The organism is Urbifossiella limnaea (assembly GCF_007747215.1).
GTDB classification, from domain to species: domain Bacteria; phylum Planctomycetota; class Planctomycetia; order Gemmatales; family Gemmataceae; genus Urbifossiella; species Urbifossiella limnaea.
Genome location: NZ_CP036273.1, coordinates 4,486,988 through 4,504,980, shown reverse-complemented (window position 1 = coordinate 4,504,980; position 17,993 = coordinate 4,486,988). Strand labels below are relative to the sequence as shown.

The window sequence follows — 17,993 nt, the reverse complement described above, 5'->3', positions numbered from 1 at the left end:
CGCTGCTACGTCCGGGCTGGTGACCGGACTGGCGCGGCGACGGCGGCGCACGCCAGGGGGCGCGGATCGGAATCGGAGAAGCCGGTTCGGCCGGGCGGGCGAGGCGGAAACGCACACGACCGCCGGGACTGGCTGTCGTATGGGGAGTCGAAACCAGAACCGACCGGCCCGGCCTGGTCGGCGCTCCGGCCCCGGGAGCGGAGGTCCGCCTCCCGGATCACGACGGGAACCTCCCGGCGGCACACGCGGACCTGGTCGGCGAGTACCGGGCGCGGTGCGACCGGGCGGGAGCGAGGACGGCCGCGGAGCGGGCCCGCGTCCGGGTCGGGGTGTTCGCCGACGCGGGCGGGCTGGACCACGACCACGTGCGGGGGGTCGCGATGTTGTCAACCATGATGAAGTGGCCGTCGGCCGCGACCCTGAAGGACCTGCGCCACCTGTTCGCCACGACGCTCAACAACGCGGGCGTGCCGGAGGGGTACGTCCGCTACTTCCTGAGCCACGCGCCCGGGAAGGCGGCGGTCGTCGCGTATACCCACCTCGGCCAGCTCCGCCGCCGTTCCTCCGCGGTGCTCGAACGGGAGCAGGCGCCGCTGCTCGACGCCGTCGACCGGCGCGCCGCCGCGGCGCCGGCGGCTGACTCCGATCCGCGTTCACCCCTGCCGCCACTCGGTCCGGTCACCCCTGCCGGCGACTCTTTCCCCGCGAACACCCTCGGCACCCGCACCCGCCGGCTCGCAGGGGAGAGGCAAGAGGTAAGCCGCTCTTCAAGTAATTGTGACACGATTTGATAATATATTTAGAATATTAATAGCATAATTCGTTCGCCCCGCTCGCGAGCGGCAGGGGCTGCCGGACGGTCGGGGGGTGAGATCACGCCGCGTCCCGGCCCCCACCCCGGCGTGGTCGAGGACCACGACCGGGCAAGTGCACTGACTCCCGGGATAACCGTCCGGGAGTCAGGCCCCTCGCGGCAGGACCACCGGCATTGGGTGTGAGCGACGCCGGCGGTGATCCCCAGGAGTGGTGAGCAGGCCGCCTGGTGGGGCGGGGCAGGGCGACCACGAGGGTTTGCGATTGCTATCCGATCCCACACAAGTATCTTGACACGATTATGCCAGATATTTAGACGAGTAACTGGTTGTGTCGGGAGACCCACTCCCGCGCGGCCGCGGCGGCCGCTCGGTCGGCGAGCGCGGCGAGCAGTTGCTCGCGGACGGTCTCGGGCCGGGTGTGCGTGTACACCGCGGTCATCCCGAGGCCGTGCCCCGCCGACCGCACGCCCGCCGCCGCGTGCCCCATGAGGATGTTCCGGACCAGCGGGTCCACCCGCCCCTCCTGGAGGGCGGTCGCGAACTGGTGGCGGAGCACCTTCGGCGCCGTCTGCCCGGCCAGCCCGGCGGCCCCCGCCGCCCGGATGAACTCGACCCGGACCCGGCCCTCGTCCACCGCCCCGGCGTCCCGCCAGAGCCGCCGGGCCAGGCGCCGCCGGACGTCCCGGTCCGACTCGCCCCGGGTCGCGTCCCGGCTGGCGAGCCGCCGCGACAGTTCCGCCTCCAGGGCCGCGGGCGAGGACGCATCGAACCGCGGGCCGTCGGCCGTCCACGTCCGCCGCAGGAACACGGGCCCGGAGGTGCGGCCCGCCAGATGAACCCGCAGCACGTCCGCCAGCGCGGGCACGAGCGGCATGTCGCGCTGGTTCCGCGTCTTCACCTGCCAGCCGAGTCGCGGCTTGTTCCGCACCCGGACGAGGCCGGCCGCCAGGTCGAGGTCGTCGGGCAGCAGGAGGTGGCACAACTCGCCCGGCCGCAGCCCGGTCAGGATTAGGGTCAGGAACACCGGGAACTGCCAGTCGTCGCACGCGCCGAGGAACTCGCGTTCCTGGTCCGCGGTGAGGAGCGTGATCGGCCGCGCGGACTCGACGGGGATGCGGTCGATCTCGACCGCCGCGAACGGGTTCCCGGCGTACGGCGGCAGGTGCCGCCGCCGGGCGGCGTGGTTGAACAGCGCCCGGCAGCACTCCAGGACGTACCGCACGCCCTTGTCCAGCAGCGGCCGCGTGGGGGTGTTCGGGTGGCCGTTCGGGGACACCCGGGCGGCCCGCAGGTGGCGGACGAAGTCCGCGGCGTGGGAGGCCGAGAACATTCCCGCGTGCCTCAAGGGGTGGTCGCTCAGGAAGCGGAGGAGGTGCTCGGTGGCCGTCCGGTACCGGTTGATCGACTGGACCGAGGACCGGCGGACCTGCTCATGGTGGTCGAGCCAGTCGCGCCGCAGGGCGGGGATGCCGATCGGCTCGAACCCGAGTGCGGAGGGCGCCCCGGTCTCGAGCTGGGCGTTGACCTGGGCGGCGAGCTGCCGGGCGGCGTCCCGGTCGGCCCCGGCGCGGGGGCGGCGGCGCTTGCCGTGCTCGAAGTAGCAGAGGTACCAGACGCGGCCGCGGAGGTAGCCGGTCACCTTGCCGACGCGGAACGAGCGGGCCTTGGCCATGTCATCCTCGGAGAACCCTCCCGCCACAAAGTGCCACAAACACTGCCACAAATCGGGGGTTCCGAGGTCGGCCCGGAAAGGCAAAGGCCCCGGTGACAACCACTTGTGTCACCGGGGCCGACAGGACAGCGGAGAGGGAGGGAATCTCCCAGACCCACTTTTAGCCCCCCTCGACGACTGCCGCCTGATCGCACAAATTCCCTGGAAAAACTAGGCGTTCGCAACATCTCATCGGCCGGGCCACGCGCCCGGCTTGAGGGGCATTATAGGGGGTCTTGTGCACCAAACGTGCACCAGTCATGCACCGCAGAATCGCGGAGAAGGGTCGGAGGGAGAAACCCTCCCCATTACGTTCGGAGAGGGCAATGGGTGAGCCGAGGGGGCCGCGGAAGGGCTGCTCAGTTCGGTGGCGTCCTACTCTTATCGCTCGCTCGGCTGGGCTGCCGACGCGGCCTTCCGCCGGACCGTTTTCTCCTTGCCTTCAGCGCTTGGGGTTCTCGCCTGTTCCCGATGTTCAAAGAGGCGTTTGATCGCGTCGTATTCGTGATGCAGCCGGGTGAAGAAGTCTCGCATCCTCTTTTGTGACATATCACCCCAGCCCTGTTCGCAGAGTGCGTTCAGATTCCCGAATAGGTGCTCCGCCGAGTCCTGCTCTTCGACCAGCACACCGGGGCACAGCTCCACTGACTCCCCCGTGACATTCGATTCGGCGAAAATGCTGAGGACTAACTTGCAGCGCATCGGTCTCTCCTTCGCGTTGATGGTGGGCGAGGCTTGGACGCTTTCGCGCCAGACACTACCAGTCCCTGCTCCGTTCTTTGGTGCCGTACGCGGTCGCTACGCTGCGGCACCCCGACTCCTCGAAGATCGTGACCGTCCCCGGATCATGGTTTCTGTCACGATTCGTAAGACCCCGCTTCCTTACGTCCGATCCCCAACTCGTCGCTCCGCCGGGTGACCGCGTCGAGCAGCGGGCGGACGTGGTCGAAATACCTCCGCATCTCGCCGTGTACGTCCAGGCTCGTGTACCGGGTGAGGATGTCCCGGGTGCTGTGGCTGGTCAGGTACGTGAGTTCCAGGTGGGGGAGCTTCGCCCCCGTGCTCATCGTCGTCGTCACCGACGACCGGAGGGTGTAGAGCGATGCTCCAGGGGCAACACCGGCCGCCGCGAGCAGCGCCTTGAACTCCCGATTCATGGCATCCGCGCTCACGCCGCCGAGTTCCCGTAGGAGTCGGCGGAACAGGATCTTCCGGTCGTGGTCGGTCTGAACCCGGCCCGGCTTCTCGGAGAGCACCCGCTGGTCGAACTGGGCCTTCAAATCCGCCAGGGTGTCGACCCCCAGCGGCGTGGCTCTGGTGTACGCCCGGCGTGTCCGCAGCAGCGGCCCGCTCGTGCGGTCCCCGACCGCGGATTCTAGAATCGCCCGCAACTCGCTCGGGAAGGGGAGCCGGAACGCGACCTTCTTCTTGGTGAAGTTCACGTCCGGCAGGTTGATCCCGAACAACAACTCGGCGTACTCGAAGTCCACGTCGTCGGTGAGCAGCCCGCACGCCTCGTCGGGCCGCATCGGCAGGATCAGTGAGGGAACGAGCGTGCAGAGCTGCCACGCGTCCATCAGCCCCACGATCCTGGCCCGGACTTCCAACGGCAGCGGGTCGCGCCGGAATGGGTCTTTGGCCGGCGGGGTGCCTACCGAGCCGCGGGTGACCGGGTTCAACCACCCCGGTGGTAGCTTGTTGTTCCGGGGGTCGGCGGCCCACGCGAGCATCGCTCGCAGGGTCTCCATCACGTTCACGATCTGTCGCGGGGACAGCGGCCGGGGCTGCCCGGCGGCCCGGCCGTTTCGGCTCGTGCGACAGGCGTAGAGGTGCGCCCGCGCATCCGTCACGAACCCCGCGTCCACGTCCGCGGCTAGCGGCCACCGCTTGCGGTTCGCTGGGAGTTCTGCGAACACTAGCAAGGGGACGAGCCGGGCACGGTAGTCCGTAGCCGTCTGGATTCCAACTTGCTTCCGCTTTGCCGCGAGAAACACCTCGGCCAGCTGCCGGAACGTCAGTCGCGGCACGGTGCCGTCGGCGAGCTGCCTCCGGTGCGCCTCACTGGGCGGCCTGTACGCGCCGTCCTCGATAGCGGTGAGCAGTCGCCGCAACTTCGTCGTGGCGGACGACTCATCACCGAGGGTCTCCCCGAAGTGCCGCCCCTGGAACCGGCCGCGGGCGATGAACTTGGTCCCCCGCCGCCAGATGTGGATTCGCTTCCCACCGGCCGTCTCGTGGACGTGGCCGCCCATTAACTCGGCCGGGACCATTCTTCTGCGATCGTCTCGTTCGCCTATAACCCGGACTTCCGGGTGGGGTGTGTCGTGGTGCATGTGGTCGTCCGCATCTCAGCTTCCGCTCGGGGCGGGTCCGCGATCTGGCGGTTCCGAACCCCGTCTTCATCGGGGTCAATCGACCCCGGATCTACTCGCCGCTTGCTTCCAGGATGAAAGTCAGAGCGGCCGTGTCGTTCACCATCAGTCCATCATCATGCGACTGAGCGGTTGTTCGGGGCGGACGGGTCGTCGCACGCCCCCGCCTCGACCCTGGCCGCCGCCAGGAATGCCTCCAGGTCAACCTCCTCGATCAGGATCTTGCCACGCTTCCCCTCGCGGCCCAGCCGGAAGTGCGGCAGCCGCCGCTCCGCACAGATCTGGTAGAGCAGACTGGTCGAAAGGCCCGTCCGCTCTGCCGCCTGCTTGATCGTCACCTTCGCCATCCGTCACCCCCGAAGAACCGGGTTGCTGCGCCCTTGCAACCCGCCGCAGCACATCTATTATTATCGACAATAATGGACGGTGTCCATCCTCTCAATGGAAAACATCCGATGGGGAAAAAACCGACGCCGGAACAGGTCGAGTGGCAGAAGGTCGCCCGCGGGCGACTCGTTCTCGTCCTCGACCGGCTCTTCGATGGGAACCAAACCAGGCTGGCCCGCGCGCTGGGCGTCACGCAGGCACTCGTGAACATCGTCGTCCGCGAGGTGCAGCCGCCGACCCGGAACCTGATCGCCCGGCTCGGGGCGGTCGAGCGGGTGAACCCGCACTGGGCAGCGACCGGTGAGGGCGAGCCGTTCCTGCCCGACACTCACGGCACCCTGCCGGTTAGCGAAGTGCCGCTCCCCGGCCCACCGGCGGACCACGCGGCACTGATGACCAGGAAGCGGTTCGCCGTCGCTGCGGCCTTCGACCGGCCGTCCTGCTACATGTGGCGGCTGCCCGCCGGGCACCCGGCGACGGCTGTGGACGCGTGGCGGCTGCTACCCGGCGACCTGCTGCTCCTGGAAACCTCGCTGGCGGTGGTCGAGGCTCCCGGCGGGCTGCACCGAAAGTGGTGCGTGCTGGACGGCAGCTGCCTCGGGCGAGCCGAGCCCGTGTACGGGTTGGTCGCCGCCGACGAGAAGCGGCGGCTGGTCTTCAGCGACGACCGGACCCGGGTGCGGTTCCGAGACCCCCTCCACTCCAACTTCGCCCCGCGTGACAACCCGTCCCCAAAGAAGCCCAGAGACCCGAACAAGCCGCGCCTACGCCGGACGGGGCTGAAAACCATGCAGGAACTCGACCGCCGCGCGGCCGAGCGGGAGACCGACCCGTGGCATCAAATGCCCGCGTTCGGGATGGCGCACGTACTCGCCGTGCAGTTGTTGATGATCCGCCCGTGACGTTGGCAAGTCGGGGCTCGGGTTGGTGGCCCCAGGTTGGCCCTCTGCCCGAGTGTGTCCGCGTACCTGCCACGACAGTGAAGCCCACATCGGACGGATGGACGGCCGCGACGTGTGGGAGCCGGAATGCAGTGCCGAAGGTCGCCAACGTCGCCCGCCCGGACGTTGGCGACGTTGGCGACCTTCGGCCTGGTCGGAGACGGAGGTGTTCCCATGAGCAGTGATCGGCGTCTGGTTCCGCTGAACGACATTCCTGAGGAACGGCTCGACTGGGTGTGGCCGAACCGCATCCCGCGGAAGGCCGTCACCACCCTCGACGGCGACCCCGGCCAGGCGAAGAGCACCGTCGCCTACGACCTGATCGCCCGGGTCACCGGCGGGCGGCCGATGCCCAACTGTACCGGGTCATCGCCCCCGGCCGGGGCGGTACTCATCGGGGCCGAGGACGGCCTCGGGAACACGGTCAGGCCGCGGCTCCAGGCGGCCGGGGCGGACCTGCGCAAGGTGTACGTGTACGACCGGCGGCAGTTCGCGGACCGGCCCCTGGTCTTCCCCGACGACATCGGCGTGGTTGAGGACGCCGCCCGAGAGGTCGGGGCCGGGCTGGTCGTGATCGACCCGTTCACCGCGTTCTTGTCAGGCCCGGCGAACTCGGAGCGGGCGGTCCGGGCGGCCGTCGGGTCGCTGGTCGGGTTGGCCGAGCGGCTGGACCTCGGCGTCCTCCTCCTGCGACACCTGAGCAAGGGCGGCGGGTCAAACCCCCTGTACCGGGGGCTCGGCAGCATCGGGGTGGTCGCCGCCGCCCGCTCGGCGCTGCTGGCAGCGCCCGACCCGAACGCCGACGACCCGTTCCAGCACGTGCTGACCCAGGTGAAAACCAACCTGTCCGCCGCCCCCGGCCTGGTGTACCGGACCGTCAAGCGGGACGGCGTGGTGACCGTCGAGTGGCTGGGCGAGAGCCCCAGCACCGCCGGCGATCTAACCGGCGGGCGGGCCGCGCACTCTCTCCTAAGGGAGGGGGCGTACGTCCTTTACTCACTCCTGGCCGACGGCCCGGTGTGGGCGGCCGACGTCTACAAGCTCGCGGCGCGGGGCGGGGTGGCGCGGCGGACCGTCGAGCGGGCGAAGGCCCTGCTCCGGGTGCGGTCGCGGAAGGACGGGAGCGGGCGGGGGTCGCGGTGGTACTGGGAGCTGGGCGACGACGACCGCGTCCACCGGCCGTTCAAGGACCGCGACCTGGAGGAGTTGATGGACCGGCTCCTGTACGACGGCGACGGCCCGCCGCTGCCGGGCGACGAGTGGAAGCGCGGGCTTCCCCCGGCTGACACGGACGGCGCGGACGATCCGTCCGATGACGGGGGGCTGCTCCCCCCGCAGTAGGCGGCGGGGGGAGGCATGGGACGGCCGTGTCGGCGAATTACGCCCGTGCGGCAGGATCGAACTGCGAGCGTGAGCTGGGGTTTGCCATCACCGCAAATGTGGGGCTGCGTGGGTACACCGCGACGGCGGGACGTGAGCCCAGGATCGCTGCCCATGCAGTTGTTCAACGCCGCCCGCTACAGGTGGGCCTGCCCCGCCCGGCCGGGGCTGGTGCTCGCCGGGTGCAACCACCGCATCGCCCTGGTCGACGCCCACAAGGAGGACGTCGTCGGCCTGCTGAAGGCCGAGGGCGTGCCGCTCACCACCGAGTTCGTGCGGCTGCTGCGTACCCGGCGGAACGAATTGCGGCCGATGAGGGTGATGGTGATGCCGAACCAGGTCGGCCGGTGGGCAGCGACCGGCTGGTATGGGGCACCGTTCGAGTCCGCCTAGGTCGCAGCTTCGCGGCATTGACCAAATGAGCCAGATCCGCCACAGTCGTGGGCGGTATTGACCACAAACGGGAACCGCCAGCCGAGCTGTTTTGCGGACAGCGACTCGACTGGCGGTTCGGGGGTGAACGCAATGAGCCTACCAAAGGGCAAGGCCCGTGTCCATGCGTCCGCGGCCAGTATTCAAAAACCACTTTTGAAACTGCCGCCGCTGTCGGCTCTCAGCGGCATGTCCGCTGCCGAGCGGGCCAAGCTCGACAAACGGGTCGAACGCAACCGGGAAGCCACGGAAGCCCACTTCGCCGCCAAGGACGCGGCCAAAACGCACGCGGGGCGACTGCCTCCCAGGAAGAAACAGCGGCGAACAAAAGTCAAAGTCGTCGCTTCCGACGCGGACGAAGACGAGGTTCCCGACACGTCGGATGGAACGAACAAGGCATCACGGAAGCTCCGTCGCAAGGCGAAGTCGGCCAGCGGGCAAGCGGCGGCCCCGTCGGCGGTGTCCGACCTGCCGGAGGTGCTCCGGGACGATCGAACGCGGACGGCCGGCGGCGCGGGCATCTCCAGTACCAACGGGCTGGAGGAGGAAGACGATGAGGAGCCGGAGGACGAAGATGACGACGATGATGACGATGATGACGACGACGACGACGAGGTGGACGACGCGGCCTACACCGCCAAGTCCCATAAGCGGAGCGACCTCCAGCACGGCTACTCGAAGACGCCGCTCCTCTGCAAACTGCCCGAGTGGGTCGCCATCACAGACGACTTCCTGGAGCGGGCCGTCCTGGGGACGGTGGATTTCATGCTCGGGTTGCACAAGTCCCGCAAGCGGCTGAACGCCCACCGGGGGTTCCTCCACGTCGACCCGGACGGCGCGCAGTGGTACGTCGTGACCCGGGACCAGCTCCGGGCGTGGCTCCGCGTCAACAAGACGACCACGGTCCGGTACGCGGTCGAGCGGCTGGTGAAGAAGAAGTTCCTGTGTTCGACGCGGCACACCAGGAGAGGAAGGCGCAACACGGTCGCCATGCGACTGCGGATCAACTGGCCGGTCGTGGAGGCGGCCTACGAGGCGTGGCTGTCGAAGTGGGATGGCGAGACCGAGGGGTAGCCCCCCGCGGATTCGCGTCATGGGGTCGGCTGTCGGGCCACCGACGTCGGTGGCCCGACAGCCGAGGGTCGGTTGCCACACAGCCGAGGGTCGGCTGTGTGGCAACCACCATGAGGAATAATGAGGGGTAGTGAGGAGTCGGTCAATGAGGTGTTTGCCTGCGTTGCGGTCGAGCCCGCAACGCAAGAAGCAATTTCTATCAGTCGTGAAGGTGGATGCTGTTACTACGCCTGCGACCCCGAGCATCCGACGGGCGGCCCATCGCGCCACGACTATGTTGTGCGCCGCCGGCCGGCCGCGTGGGGCGATCACGACGCCAACGACCGTGCACCGACGGGGACGAAGTCGGACGGCGAAGATCTCTGTCCGACGCGAACCAAAAACCACTTTTGAGGTTTCTCGATGCAAAGCCTGACACTGGTTCAGGAAGAGATGGCGCACCTCCGGCACGCCAGGTTCGAGCACCGTCGGGTGAAGGACATGGTGGTCGCGCTCGGGAGCCCGGCCGACCTGGGGCGGCAGATCTCGGCTACGGCCGCAGACCTGGGGCGGTCGCTCTGGCGGTTCGGCGACCTGTACGACCCTGCGACCCCGCTCCCGGCCGGTTTCCGGTTCGTGGTGCGCGCGAGTTCGGACATACTTGCCTCGCTCGTCTGGCTACGGGCCTCGGGCGTACTACTCAACGACTTGCTCGCCGGGGACGGCGAGGAACTCGGCGGCCACCGGCTCCCGGCCCTGTGCTTCCGGGGGGCGGACATCCGGGGCGGGCTCGTCCTGTTCGCCGACGACGGGTCGCTCCCGCTTTACCCACACTGGCACACCTCCTGGCCGAAGAAGTCCTCGGACACCCGATACGAGGCGATCTGGTTGGCCAGTTGGGCCGAGTGGGTCCGCTGGGCGGCGGCACTACCACCCCGCGATCATCCCTCGGCCGCCCCGCCGGTCGGGTTGTCCACCCGCGACAGGCTGTTCCACGACTTCCTGGCGACCGCCCTGGGGCCGACCCCGACCACGACCCAGCAACGACTCCTACGGCAGGCGGGCGGTCGCCGGTGGGTTGTGGCCACCAACGTCGAGCTGGCGGATGCCACCAGGCTCACCGTCCGTCAGGTGCGGGCGGCGATCACCAGCCTCGTGTCAACCGGGTTGGCCGAGCGGCTGACCTGCCGGGGGGACGGGGCGGCGTGGGGCGTCCGGCTCGTCACCCCTTGTTGACGTTCACCATCCTCCTTGGACGGGGCTTGCCGTGCCGACCCCGAACACCGAACTCCGTCACGCCGCCGCCCGGAAGTGCATTCGCGGGGCGTTGCGGGTGTTGTGGCCAGCCCAGGGGCCGCGGGCGTTCATCTGCCGCGCCCACCTGGAGAAGGCCCTGGCCGCCCTGAGCGCCGTCGGGCCGACCGGCCCGCCCGTCGCGCCGCTCGACCCGGCGACGACACCGACCCCCGCTAAGAAGCCGAAGCAGAGGCCGGCGCATTTCACCGGAGGACATCATCCCCTTCCCGGAGGGGTGGGACCGGCGGGCCGACTTACGCCGGCGGGGTGGGGGTGCCCCGTCCGTCCCCCGCCCGTCCCGACCTACTCCAGGGCCTTGCGGAACTGGTGCCGGACGGCCCGCCCCGGCCGGCGGGCCTTGAGTTCCTCGGTGGCGGCCTCGTGGAGCTTCGCCAGGGCGGCGCCGGCTTCGCCCACCAGCCGCCGGACACGGGGCGGGAGGTCGTTCATCGACGGCCCCTTGGTCTTACCCACCTGCTGCTCCGGGTTCGCGGACACGAGTGCGACCCACCGCCGCCACCCCTCGCACAGCCGCTCGACCTGGGTCAGGAGCCCGAGCGCGTCGGCCGGGAGCCGCCGCCTCCGCCCGCCGTCCCGCCGGCTCCCGTACCTCGCAGCGATCTGGGCCTCCAGCTCGCCGGTCGACCACCCGCCCCGCACGGCCGCCTCCTGGAGGCCCGCGCGGTACTGCTTCTTCACGCTCAGCAGCCGGATCAGGTGCGTCCGCCCGAACACCGAGCGCTCGTCGTCCTGGTGGGGCTGCTCGGCGGTGATGAGCCGGCAGAGGTCGTTCACCTCGGCGGGGGTGTACCCGCCGACCGGGTCGGCGAACTGCCGGGCCTTGCGGACGGTGTCCGGGTTGACGCCGTGCTTCTGGGCCTCGGCGTCGACCGTGCCCTGGGCGTACGCCTCCTTCTGGGCCTGCTTCTTCGGCACCGACCGGCCGAGGGCGTGGAAGTCCTTGATGGCCTTCACCGCCGCCATCACCTTCGCCGTTCTCGCGGTTGTCACGGGCGACTCCCCTCGTTCCACGGCACCTGCGGGCCGACGGCCTGCAACGGCGGGTGCTGGTCTCCGCACCCGCCGAAGCGACCCAATACCCCTTTCTTGAATCCTATCCCGACTCGACAGGTGGGTGTCCCACCGACGAACCGCATCCGTCTCACACGTCGTCTCCGGGAAATTCTTTCCCGCTACTTGTTTCGCTCGCGGCAACGTGGATACTCGGGGTCGGCACCATTGCGCACCAACAGGTACAACCATGGGGACGACATCCTCGGGCTCGTCGGCCAAGCGCCCAAAACCGCCGGCCGCCTCGATTCCGGTCAGGGGTCTGGTTCACCGAATGCCCGCCACGAACGGCACGATTCACGCCCTCGTCTTCTCGCCGGACGGCACCTGCCTCGCGTCCGGCGCCCACGACGGCACGGCCCAACTCTGGAACGTCGGGTCCGGCAAAAGCGTGGGCGCCCAGGACAAGCGCAAAGACAAGTGGGCGGTCGTCGGGGTCGCGTTCGGGCCGGGATGGGGCGAGTTGGTCCTGCTGACGCAGGGCGGGAAGAAGGCTACCGACAACCAATTCAGAGTCTTCCGCTGGGACGCGGTTGCGAACACGGCGTCCTTGCTCGGGGGGGCAGCGGGTGTGCGGTTCTCCCGCAGATCCGTCGCCGCGTCGCCAAGAGGGGTCGCGCTCGCGGGCCATCCCGGGATCGACTGGTACGACTGCCCGACCGGGAAATGGGCCGAAGAAGCGTTCCCGGACGCCGGGCCGTGCGAGGGCGTGGCGTTCGACCGCGACATGCGGCATCTGGCGGTCGCGGGCAAGCCCGGCGAGGTGTTGGTGTACGAGGTCGGTGTGAAGAAGCCGTCCCGGCGTCTGAAGGGTGGGAAGGTTCCCGCGACGTGCGTCCGATTCTCGCCGGACGGGACGCGGGTGTTGGCGGGGGACGAGGCCGGCGGCGTTTGGGTGTGGGACGCCGCGACGGGAAAGCTGGTGCGGGAAGGGGAGGGCGGGCCGGACGAGGTACTTGACATCACGACCCTCGACAACGACGAAGTGGTGTCGGCGCACGGCCCGGGCGACGGTGGGGTCACGCTCCGGCGCTGGTCGAAGGCCGCAGTCCCGGCGGCCGAGGCGTCCCTGGACGGCAAGCTCCGGGCGGTCGCGTTCTCCCCGGACGGGCGGCACGTTGCGACCGGGGACTTGGAAGGCGAGCTCACCGTTTGGGACCTGGCGTTGCTCCTGGCCGACTCATAAGCCGTCTCGCAACCCACGCCTCCACCCCTTTTCGCGGCTGGTGAAAGTGGAGGGTCGTACGGCAACTTCAGAGGGGCTTCGTTCGGACATGGCACGCGGGCGTTCCGGCGGTGGAACGGGAGGCGTGTCGCCGGCTGGAGAAGTACGACCTCGACGGCATCGTCACCACGTCCGGCGGCATCACGATCTGGCGAGGCGAGCCGGCGGCCGGGTGCTACGCCACCGCCTCGGGCTCGAACAGCTTGAGTTTGCCCCGCGGGCGTAGCCCCCGGGCCTTCTTCCCGGCGTGTAGTTCCCAACCCCGCAGCGCGTCCTGGAGCCGCTTCTGGGCGCCCGACAAGAGCTTCTCCCGGGCGGCCCGCACCTCCGGCCTGTCCGTCGGCAGGGACGCGGCGAGGGCGGCGCGCTGGTAGCCCAGGTTGGCGACCAGGACGGTGCCCACCAGGATCTTGTCGGCGACCGACGGGGCGGGGCCGAGCAGCTCGGCCTTCATCGCCGCCAGGTCGTCCTCGACCGCCTTCCGCGACAGCTCGTCGGTCCCGCACAGCCGCTGCACCCAGGCCCGCTCGACCTTGGTGGCCAGGTCGTCCAGCTCGCGGACCAGAGCCCGCATGCCCGGGTACTTCTCCAGCCACAGGGACAGGTTCTCGACGGCCTCCTTGCTCCCGCCCTCGGCCCGCTTGGCCAGGTCAAGAATCGTGTTCCGGGCGTACATCGGACTGTTGACGAGCGATTCCTCCCACGCCCGCGACCCCACCCTCGGCTTCCTACCCACAGCTCGTCCTCCTCCACTGGCCGCGGCGCTTGCGGTGCCCGGTCACGATCAGCCACGTGCCGAGCAGCACTTCCGCCCATTCCCGCAGTTCGTTCGCCAGTTGATCGGCCTCGTCCGCGCCGTCACGGGCGTCTTGAAGGAGCGTTTTGGCTTCCAGGCGGCCCTTGCGCCTCAGCTCCAGCTCGGCCGCGGCCTCGTGCCCGGCCTGCCCGCGGCCGAAATAGACCTTCTTGACGCGGTCACCGACACGAACCGAAGTGTAGAAGTACCCCAACTTCGGCCCCTGCTGCCGCCGCTCCCACCCCATGACCGCCCTCCGCCGAATTGTGCTACATCCCACCGCGTCCCCGCGCATTGTCCCAAACCGGCAGGTAGCCGGGCCAGAGCAACAGGTCGTCCCGGCGCACAACGAGCGTAACAAAAGTCGTGGCCCGGCCTGCCTCTCTGGCGGCACACCCGCCTCATCTGGGACAATGGGTCAGGGTCGGATGGGCGTCGCCGAAGCGCAGGCCGACCGCCGGACCGGCCCGGCGTGCAAGGAGGCACGTGATGGTCACCGACCCCCTCCGATGGAGTCCGGGGAGCTTCTACCGCCGACCGGAGTGGCGGTGGCTGCGGGCCGAGTACCTGCTCGCCACCGGCCGCCGGCGTGACCGGCGGATCGACGACGCCTGGGTGTCCCACGCCCGCGCTGCGATCCAGAACCGCGGCGGTGCCGCGTCGAGGGCGGCGACGGTTCGAGCCGCCCACGAGATCTGGGCTGGCGATCCGGCGGTGAAGGGGGAACTGGAGGCCCGCCTCCTCACCGACGAGCCGCTCGACCGCGTCGCCGTGCGGCTCGCGCTGCCGGCCGCCCTGGTGGAGGCGTACGCCGCGGTGTTCTTCGCCGTCCGCCCGATGCGCGCGGCGACCGACTGGCTGCTGACCCACGCGGTCGGGTACAGCCCGCTCCGCGGGTTCACCGGCCCGCAGCCGGCCGCCGCGTGGAAGCTCGCGGCCCTCGCCGGCGGGCCGGTCCTCTTGGACGTGGTGATCGCCGCCACCACCGGCCGGCCGATGCCGGACGGGTTACTGACCGCGTCCGGCCAACAGCGGGCCTACAAGGAGGCCCGCATCCGGTTGCTTGCCGAGATCTGGGTGGCGTCGATGGCCGCCGTGACGGACGAGGACTTCGCCGGGGTGGTGAGAGACCGTCGGCGGCTCCGCGACCTCGACGCCCACAACGACGGTCGGGCCGCCACCCAGACGCCGAAAGCGGCGGCGGTGGAGGCGTTCCTGGCGGCCCTGCCGGAGACGACCCGGTCGGCCCGGCGGGGAGGAGCGACGAGCCACTCGCGGTCGATACCGCCGGCGCGGCCCGGCAGGGCCGGGCGGGCCGGCGACCCGGGACGTCTCGACCACGGGCGGCTCGATGACGAAATCGACGCCGGCCTCGTGGCCGGGCCGGACCCGTCGGGCGACCCGGCTCCGCACACGGGGACCGACAGGGCGGCGAGAGAGGTGAACCCGGGACGGCCGGCCAGAGATCAACCCCGGCGGCTGGCGGGATAGTCCGCGAGGTCGCCGTCGCGCTTGACGGCAGTTCTTCCTCCCCCTATCTCGTTCCGTTTCCTGTCCAGCGGAGGTGGGCGGCGATGACGTTCGCGGAGACGGTTGCGGAGTTGTGGGCCAAGCACCCGAAGGCGGATCTGAGCCCGTCGGTGAAACGCGGCACGGCCTTCACACGGGCCGCACGAATCGACTTCAAGCCGGAGAAGGGCGGGATGCACTCCGGGAAGGACGCGGACGGGACCGAGGTGCTGGTGTACTTCAACGACACCGCGAACGTGATCAGCTGCACCGAGATCGAGTCCGACCTCGGCCCCGACGAGTCGTAATCGCGGTTCGCTCACGCAATCGCCGCCGCCCGGTTGGACGAGACCCCCGCCGACCAGGAGCGGTCGCTAACAGGCGACGCACCCGTCCGGCGGGTGGGGCGGGTTGCTCGGATTCGCCCGGACCCCGCCCCGAGACCGCCATGTTCCGCTACCCGCTCGAAACAATCGTCCTGCTCTTCGTCCTCTTCTGGATTCTCGGGGCGTTCATCGTCCCGTTCGGCGGACCCTTCATCCACCTCATCCTCCTCCTCGTCCTGGTGGTGATCGTGCTCCGCGTGCTCGGTGGCCGCCGGCGACTCTGACCCGGTCGCCCGCCTCGACGATGCCCCCGCCTGCCGACATGAAGCTCCCGGAGTCCGCCGCATGACGCCGTTCGTTCGTCCCGACCGCTGCTGTCCGAAGTGCCAGCACAAGGGCTATCTGTTCCGGGCCAGAAGGACGGTCGAGGCCGCGGACGGCAAGTTCGTCGAGACCAAGTACCGGTGCCGGGTCTGCCCGCATCAGTGGTGGGAGCGGGTTCCGGCACCGCCCGTGCAGAAGCCGGCGGACGAGGCGGCGTGACATCGGGGTCATCGACCACGCCGGGAAGGCGACGACCTGCCACTACGGGGCGGTGGCCGCGAAGGAGCCGCGGGAATGGACGCCTGCCGGTTGCTGGGCCGGCGGGTGACCGAGTGGGTGGCGGTGGTGGCCGACGGGCGGAAGGACCAGCACCCGCTGAACGAGCCCGAGTCGCGGACGTTGCCGGGGTGTCGGCCGGCAGGGTGTGGAGGACCGACCATGCGTGCGGCGACTGCGGGCTTACTTCTCACGCTGTCTGTGGCGTCGCACGGGCTCGGCACTCTGCCTGGGGCGTCCGACGAGCCGCCGGCCCGGTTCACCGTCACCACCCGGAAGGCGGACGACACGGTGACGGTCGGCGGCGATCGGGAGCGCACCACGTTCGACGTCAGGAGCCCGTCGGGGATCAGCCGGGCGGTGATCGAGCGAACGGGCGACACGTGGCCGAAGGCCGTCGTCGTGCGGCTCTACCTGAAGGGGCTGGAGAACCTGAAGGTGTCGGCCGGCGCGGTCGCGGTCGGGGCCGCGGCGGGTGTCCGGGACGGCAAGGTCGAGGTCCGACAGTGGACGCCGGGCAAGGACGAGACGCCGCTGGCCGCGGACGACCCCTGCCGGCTGGCGATCCGGGTGCTCGGCAAGGACGGGAAGCTGGCCGCCGGCGTCCCGCTCGACGGCGGGCACTTCGAGGTCACGCTTCCGGCCGCGTTCCTCCGCGACAACCCGAAGTTGCTGACCGTCGAGTGGATCGACTTCTACCGCTGACCGGGAAGCCGCCCCGGTCACGCCGCGATCGCCTTCACCTGCCGGCGCACGGCTGGCGTCCGCGCCGCCTGCCGCAGGTATGCTATCGCGGAGTCGGTCATGGTGACCCGGGCGGCTCCCGCTATCATCCCGTCCTTGACCACCAGCCGCCCGGCCCCGGACAGGAGTGGGAACCCGTGCTCCGGCCCGCCCCGGTCGGGCACCCAGCTCCAGACGGCCAGATTCTGTACAGACATCCCGGCGTCCAGCTGCTCTGCTCCGCGGGTTGAGGCTCCGCCGTCCTTTTTCATCCCAGACAATAATCGCCCCAGGCGCTCGCATTCGGCCGGCCCCTCCAGGGGGACAGAAGTGCTCCCCAGCCCCCGATCGGCCCGCCACGGGCCTTCTCGGGGCCTTAAACGGCGTCCGGGTCCGCTGGCCGGACACCGTTCGCCGACTCCGCATTCGGATGTCATGCCGAGCGATCCGACTACTATCCCTGTGTCGGCCCGGCGTACGCCATTCAAAAACCACTTTTTGAATTGGGCGGGCACCTCTCCGGGGGTGACCGGCGTGTGGGTTCAACCCGGCACGAGGTCCGCCCGCACGGCCGCTCCGCCCGCGGCCCGAAACGTGGAGGCGGTCCGCGGCGGGCACGACCCCGCGGCTCACGACTCGACGCCCGCCTCCCGCTTCTCCCCCAGGTCCGTCAGGTGGGACGCCGCGTTCGCCGCCTTCCCGTTGCCCGCCGTCACCCCACGGTTACACTCGGCGGAGGGCCGCCCCAACTGTTCCACACCGGCTCGAAGGCCACGGACAACTTCGAGCGTATCAAGACCTCGTTGTCCCTCGGCGTTGTGCGCGGATCGGGCCTCCAGCCCGGCACGCGCCCGCTCCCCGTCGCTGATGAAATCGCGCGAAGGGCGGGGATGGGATGCCTGGGGGCAGGCGGAAGGAGCGAACCGGTGGCGACGCCGCGAGACCCGTGGAACATCCGCCCGGCCCGGAAGCGGGCCGCCGTACCCGCCGCCCTGAAGACCGAGGTGGAAGCGAAGGCCAGGGTACTGATCGAGGCCGTGTTGAAGCCCAGACACGTCCTGCCGCCCCCAACAGACGGGCCGTTCAACTACATCACCAACATCGGCGCGAAGTGGTACAGGAACTACTTCTACTTCTTCTCGACCTACGCCTGCCCGAGCCCGACCGCTCTTGCCCCCTCGTTCGAGTCGATGTTCGCCCGGATGGAACCGCTCGGGAACGGCACGTTCGCCCTGTACGCCATGCGGTACACGGGCAAGGAGTGGGTCGGGGTGCTCGACGCCCTGTCGGTGGACGAGTGCCTGGACGCCATCCGGGACGACCCGTGGTTCGTACCGTGAACAGTCCCCGAGAGAA

21 protein-coding genes are annotated in these 17,993 nt (G+C 69.8%); 13 read left to right on the top strand and 8 right to left on the bottom strand.

Annotated elements, in window-relative coordinates; all coding sequences use genetic code 11:
• Positions 1 to 329: 329 nt before the first annotated feature.
• The gene (locus tag ETAA1_RS18510; RefSeq protein WP_145241041.1) at positions 330 to 791 is read left to right on the top strand and encodes a site-specific integrase; all 462 of its coding nucleotides are present in this window, start codon (positions 330 to 332) and stop codon (positions 789 to 791) included.
• A 334-nt stretch (positions 792 to 1,125) separates the two neighbouring features.
• On the opposite strand, the gene ETAA1_RS18505 is transcribed toward ETAA1_RS18510, so the two are convergent.
• The 4 genes from ETAA1_RS18505 to ETAA1_RS18490 all read right to left on the bottom strand — a co-directional run bounded on the left by ETAA1_RS18505 (position 1,126) and on the right by ETAA1_RS18490 (position 5,245).
• Positions 1,126 to 2,487, bottom strand: coding sequence for a tyrosine-type recombinase/integrase (locus tag ETAA1_RS18505; protein WP_145241039.1), 1,362 nt, complete (start codon positions 2,485 to 2,487; stop codon positions 1,126 to 1,128).
• Positions 2,488 to 2,907: 420 nt separating this feature from the next.
• Positions 2,908 to 3,228, bottom strand: a complete 321-nt coding sequence (locus ETAA1_RS18500; RefSeq protein ID WP_145241037.1) for a hypothetical protein — start codon at positions 3,226 to 3,228, stop codon at positions 2,908 to 2,910.
• A gap of 155 nt (positions 3,229 to 3,383) precedes the next feature.
• Positions 3,384 to 4,796: a hypothetical protein gene (locus ETAA1_RS18495; RefSeq protein WP_145241035.1), complete on the bottom strand. Its 1,413-nt coding sequence runs from the start codon at positions 4,794 to 4,796 to the stop codon at positions 3,384 to 3,386.
• Between the two features lie 218 nt (positions 4,797 to 5,014).
• Positions 5,015 to 5,245, bottom strand: coding sequence for a helix-turn-helix domain-containing protein (locus ETAA1_RS18490; protein WP_145241033.1), 231 nt, complete (start codon positions 5,243 to 5,245; stop codon positions 5,015 to 5,017).
• A gap of 108 nt (positions 5,246 to 5,353) precedes the next feature.
• On the opposite strand from ETAA1_RS18490, the gene ETAA1_RS18485 reads away from it, so the two are divergent.
• From ETAA1_RS18485 to ETAA1_RS18465, 5 genes are all read left to right on the top strand, one after another.
• Positions 5,354 to 6,187, top strand: a complete 834-nt coding sequence (locus ETAA1_RS18485) for a hypothetical protein (RefSeq protein WP_145241031.1) — start codon at positions 5,354 to 5,356, stop codon at positions 6,185 to 6,187.
• Between the two features lie 213 nt (positions 6,188 to 6,400).
• Positions 6,401 to 7,567 (top strand): AAA family ATPase, encoded by a 1,167-nt coding sequence (locus ETAA1_RS18480; RefSeq protein WP_202920225.1) that lies wholly within the window; start codon positions 6,401 to 6,403, stop codon positions 7,565 to 7,567.
• Between the two features lie 153 nt (positions 7,568 to 7,720).
• Positions 7,721 to 7,999, top strand: a complete 279-nt coding sequence (locus tag ETAA1_RS18475) for a hypothetical protein (RefSeq protein ID WP_145241027.1) — start codon at positions 7,721 to 7,723, stop codon at positions 7,997 to 7,999.
• Positions 8,000 to 8,227: 228 nt separating this feature from the next.
• Positions 8,228 to 9,112: a hypothetical protein gene (locus ETAA1_RS18470; protein WP_145241025.1), complete on the top strand. Its 885-nt coding sequence runs from the start codon at positions 8,228 to 8,230 to the stop codon at positions 9,110 to 9,112.
• Positions 9,113 to 9,514: 402 nt separating this feature from the next.
• Positions 9,515 to 10,327 carry a hypothetical protein gene (locus ETAA1_RS18465; RefSeq protein WP_145241023.1) on the top strand — a complete coding sequence of 271 codons (813 nt, stop codon included), beginning with the start codon at positions 9,515 to 9,517 and terminating at the stop codon, positions 10,325 to 10,327.
• 363 nt (positions 10,328 to 10,690) lie between these two features.
• Here ETAA1_RS18465 and ETAA1_RS18460 read toward each other — a convergent pair whose 3' ends face one another.
• Positions 10,691 to 11,398: a hypothetical protein gene (locus ETAA1_RS18460; protein ID WP_145241021.1), complete on the bottom strand. Its 708-nt coding sequence runs from the start codon at positions 11,396 to 11,398 to the stop codon at positions 10,691 to 10,693.
• Between the two features lie 334 nt (positions 11,399 to 11,732).
• Between ETAA1_RS18460 and ETAA1_RS18455 the strand changes: the two genes are divergently transcribed.
• Positions 11,733 to 12,644, top strand: a complete 912-nt coding sequence (locus ETAA1_RS18455) for a WD40 repeat domain-containing protein (protein WP_202920224.1) — start codon at positions 11,733 to 11,735, stop codon at positions 12,642 to 12,644.
• Between the two features lie 214 nt (positions 12,645 to 12,858).
• Here ETAA1_RS18455 and ETAA1_RS18450 read toward each other — a convergent pair whose 3' ends face one another.
• Both ETAA1_RS18450 and ETAA1_RS18445 read right to left on the bottom strand, forming a co-directional pair.
• Positions 12,859 to 13,419 (bottom strand): hypothetical protein, encoded by a 561-nt coding sequence (locus ETAA1_RS18450; RefSeq protein ID WP_202920223.1) that lies wholly within the window; start codon positions 13,417 to 13,419, stop codon positions 12,859 to 12,861.
• Positions 13,412 to 13,726 carry a hypothetical protein gene (locus tag ETAA1_RS18445; protein ID WP_145241015.1) on the bottom strand — a complete coding sequence of 105 codons (315 nt, stop codon included), beginning with the start codon at positions 13,724 to 13,726 and terminating at the stop codon, positions 13,412 to 13,414. The genes ETAA1_RS18450 and ETAA1_RS18445 overlap by 8 nt, the downstream gene beginning before the upstream one ends.
• Before the next feature lie 242 nt (positions 13,727 to 13,968).
• Between ETAA1_RS18445 and ETAA1_RS18440 the strand changes: the two genes are divergently transcribed.
• The 5 genes from ETAA1_RS18440 (at position 13,969) to ETAA1_RS18420 (ending at position 16,619) form a co-directional block, all read left to right on the top strand.
• Positions 13,969 to 14,970 carry a hypothetical protein gene (locus ETAA1_RS18440; RefSeq protein ID WP_145241013.1) on the top strand — a complete coding sequence of 334 codons (1,002 nt, stop codon included), beginning with the start codon at positions 13,969 to 13,971 and terminating at the stop codon, positions 14,968 to 14,970.
• An 83-nt stretch (positions 14,971 to 15,053) separates the two neighbouring features.
• Positions 15,054 to 15,296: a hypothetical protein gene (locus tag ETAA1_RS18435; protein WP_145241010.1), complete on the top strand. Its 243-nt coding sequence runs from the start codon at positions 15,054 to 15,056 to the stop codon at positions 15,294 to 15,296.
• A gap of 140 nt (positions 15,297 to 15,436) precedes the next feature.
• Positions 15,437 to 15,598 (top strand): DUF5670 family protein, encoded by a 162-nt coding sequence (locus ETAA1_RS32110; RefSeq protein WP_202920222.1) that lies wholly within the window; start codon positions 15,437 to 15,439, stop codon positions 15,596 to 15,598.
• A gap of 61 nt (positions 15,599 to 15,659) precedes the next feature.
• Positions 15,660 to 15,857, top strand: coding sequence for a hypothetical protein (locus ETAA1_RS18430; protein ID WP_145241008.1), 198 nt, complete (start codon positions 15,660 to 15,662; stop codon positions 15,855 to 15,857).
• 75 nt (positions 15,858 to 15,932) lie between these two features.
• Positions 15,933 to 16,619, top strand: coding sequence for a hypothetical protein (locus ETAA1_RS18420; RefSeq protein ID WP_202920221.1), 687 nt, complete (start codon positions 15,933 to 15,935; stop codon positions 16,617 to 16,619).
• Between the two features lie 17 nt (positions 16,620 to 16,636).
• On the opposite strand, the gene ETAA1_RS32945 is transcribed toward ETAA1_RS18420, so the two are convergent.
• Complete coding sequence (locus ETAA1_RS32945; protein ID WP_238389251.1) at positions 16,637 to 16,855, bottom strand: DUF417 family protein; 219 nt, start codon at positions 16,853 to 16,855, stop codon at positions 16,637 to 16,639.
• A gap of 708 nt (positions 16,856 to 17,563) precedes the next feature.
• Here ETAA1_RS32945 and ETAA1_RS18410 point away from each other — a divergent pair.
• Complete coding sequence (locus tag ETAA1_RS18410) at positions 17,564 to 17,977, top strand: DUF3024 domain-containing protein (protein ID WP_202920220.1); 414 nt, start codon at positions 17,564 to 17,566, stop codon at positions 17,975 to 17,977.
• Positions 17,978 to 17,993: the final 16 nt, after the last annotated feature.

Coding starts and splice junctions, on each gene's coding strand:
- ETAA1_RS18495 (WP_145241035.1), bottom strand. CDS start 4,796: ATGGTCCCGGCCGAGTTAATGGGCGGCCACGTCCACGAGACGGCCGGT.
- ETAA1_RS32110 (WP_202920222.1), top strand. CDS start 15,437: ATGTTCCGCTACCCGCTCGAAACAATCGTCCTGCTCTTCGTCCTCTTC.
- ETAA1_RS18430 (WP_145241008.1), top strand. CDS start 15,660: ATGACGCCGTTCGTTCGTCCCGACCGCTGCTGTCCGAAGTGCCAGCAC.
- ETAA1_RS18440 (WP_145241013.1), top strand. CDS start 13,969: ATGGTCACCGACCCCCTCCGATGGAGTCCGGGGAGCTTCTACCGCCGA.
- ETAA1_RS18465 (WP_145241023.1), top strand. CDS start 9,515: ATGCAAAGCCTGACACTGGTTCAGGAAGAGATGGCGCACCTCCGGCAC.
- ETAA1_RS18420 (WP_202920221.1), top strand. CDS start 15,933: ATGGACGCCTGCCGGTTGCTGGGCCGGCGGGTGACCGAGTGGGTGGCG.
- ETAA1_RS18485 (WP_145241031.1), top strand. CDS start 5,354: ATGGGGAAAAAACCGACGCCGGAACAGGTCGAGTGGCAGAAGGTCGCC.
- ETAA1_RS18500 (WP_145241037.1), bottom strand. CDS start 3,228: ATGCGCTGCAAGTTAGTCCTCAGCATTTTCGCCGAATCGAATGTCACG.
- ETAA1_RS18445 (WP_145241015.1), bottom strand. CDS start 13,726: ATGGGGTGGGAGCGGCGGCAGCAGGGGCCGAAGTTGGGGTACTTCTAC.
- ETAA1_RS18475 (WP_145241027.1), top strand. CDS start 7,721: ATGCAGTTGTTCAACGCCGCCCGCTACAGGTGGGCCTGCCCCGCCCGG.
- ETAA1_RS18490 (WP_145241033.1), bottom strand. CDS start 5,245: ATGGCGAAGGTGACGATCAAGCAGGCGGCAGAGCGGACGGGCCTTTCG.
- ETAA1_RS32945 (WP_238389251.1), bottom strand. CDS start 16,855: ATGTCTGTACAGAATCTGGCCGTCTGGAGCTGGGTGCCCGACCGGGGC.
- ETAA1_RS18455 (WP_202920224.1), top strand. CDS start 11,733: ATGCCCGCCACGAACGGCACGATTCACGCCCTCGTCTTCTCGCCGGAC.
- ETAA1_RS18470 (WP_145241025.1), top strand. CDS start 8,228: ATGTCCGCTGCCGAGCGGGCCAAGCTCGACAAACGGGTCGAACGCAAC.
- ETAA1_RS18505 (WP_145241039.1), bottom strand. CDS start 2,487: ATGGCCAAGGCCCGCTCGTTCCGCGTCGGCAAGGTGACCGGCTACCTC.
- ETAA1_RS18480 (WP_202920225.1), top strand. CDS start 6,401: ATGAGCAGTGATCGGCGTCTGGTTCCGCTGAACGACATTCCTGAGGAA.
- ETAA1_RS18435 (WP_145241010.1), top strand. CDS start 15,054: ATGACGTTCGCGGAGACGGTTGCGGAGTTGTGGGCCAAGCACCCGAAG.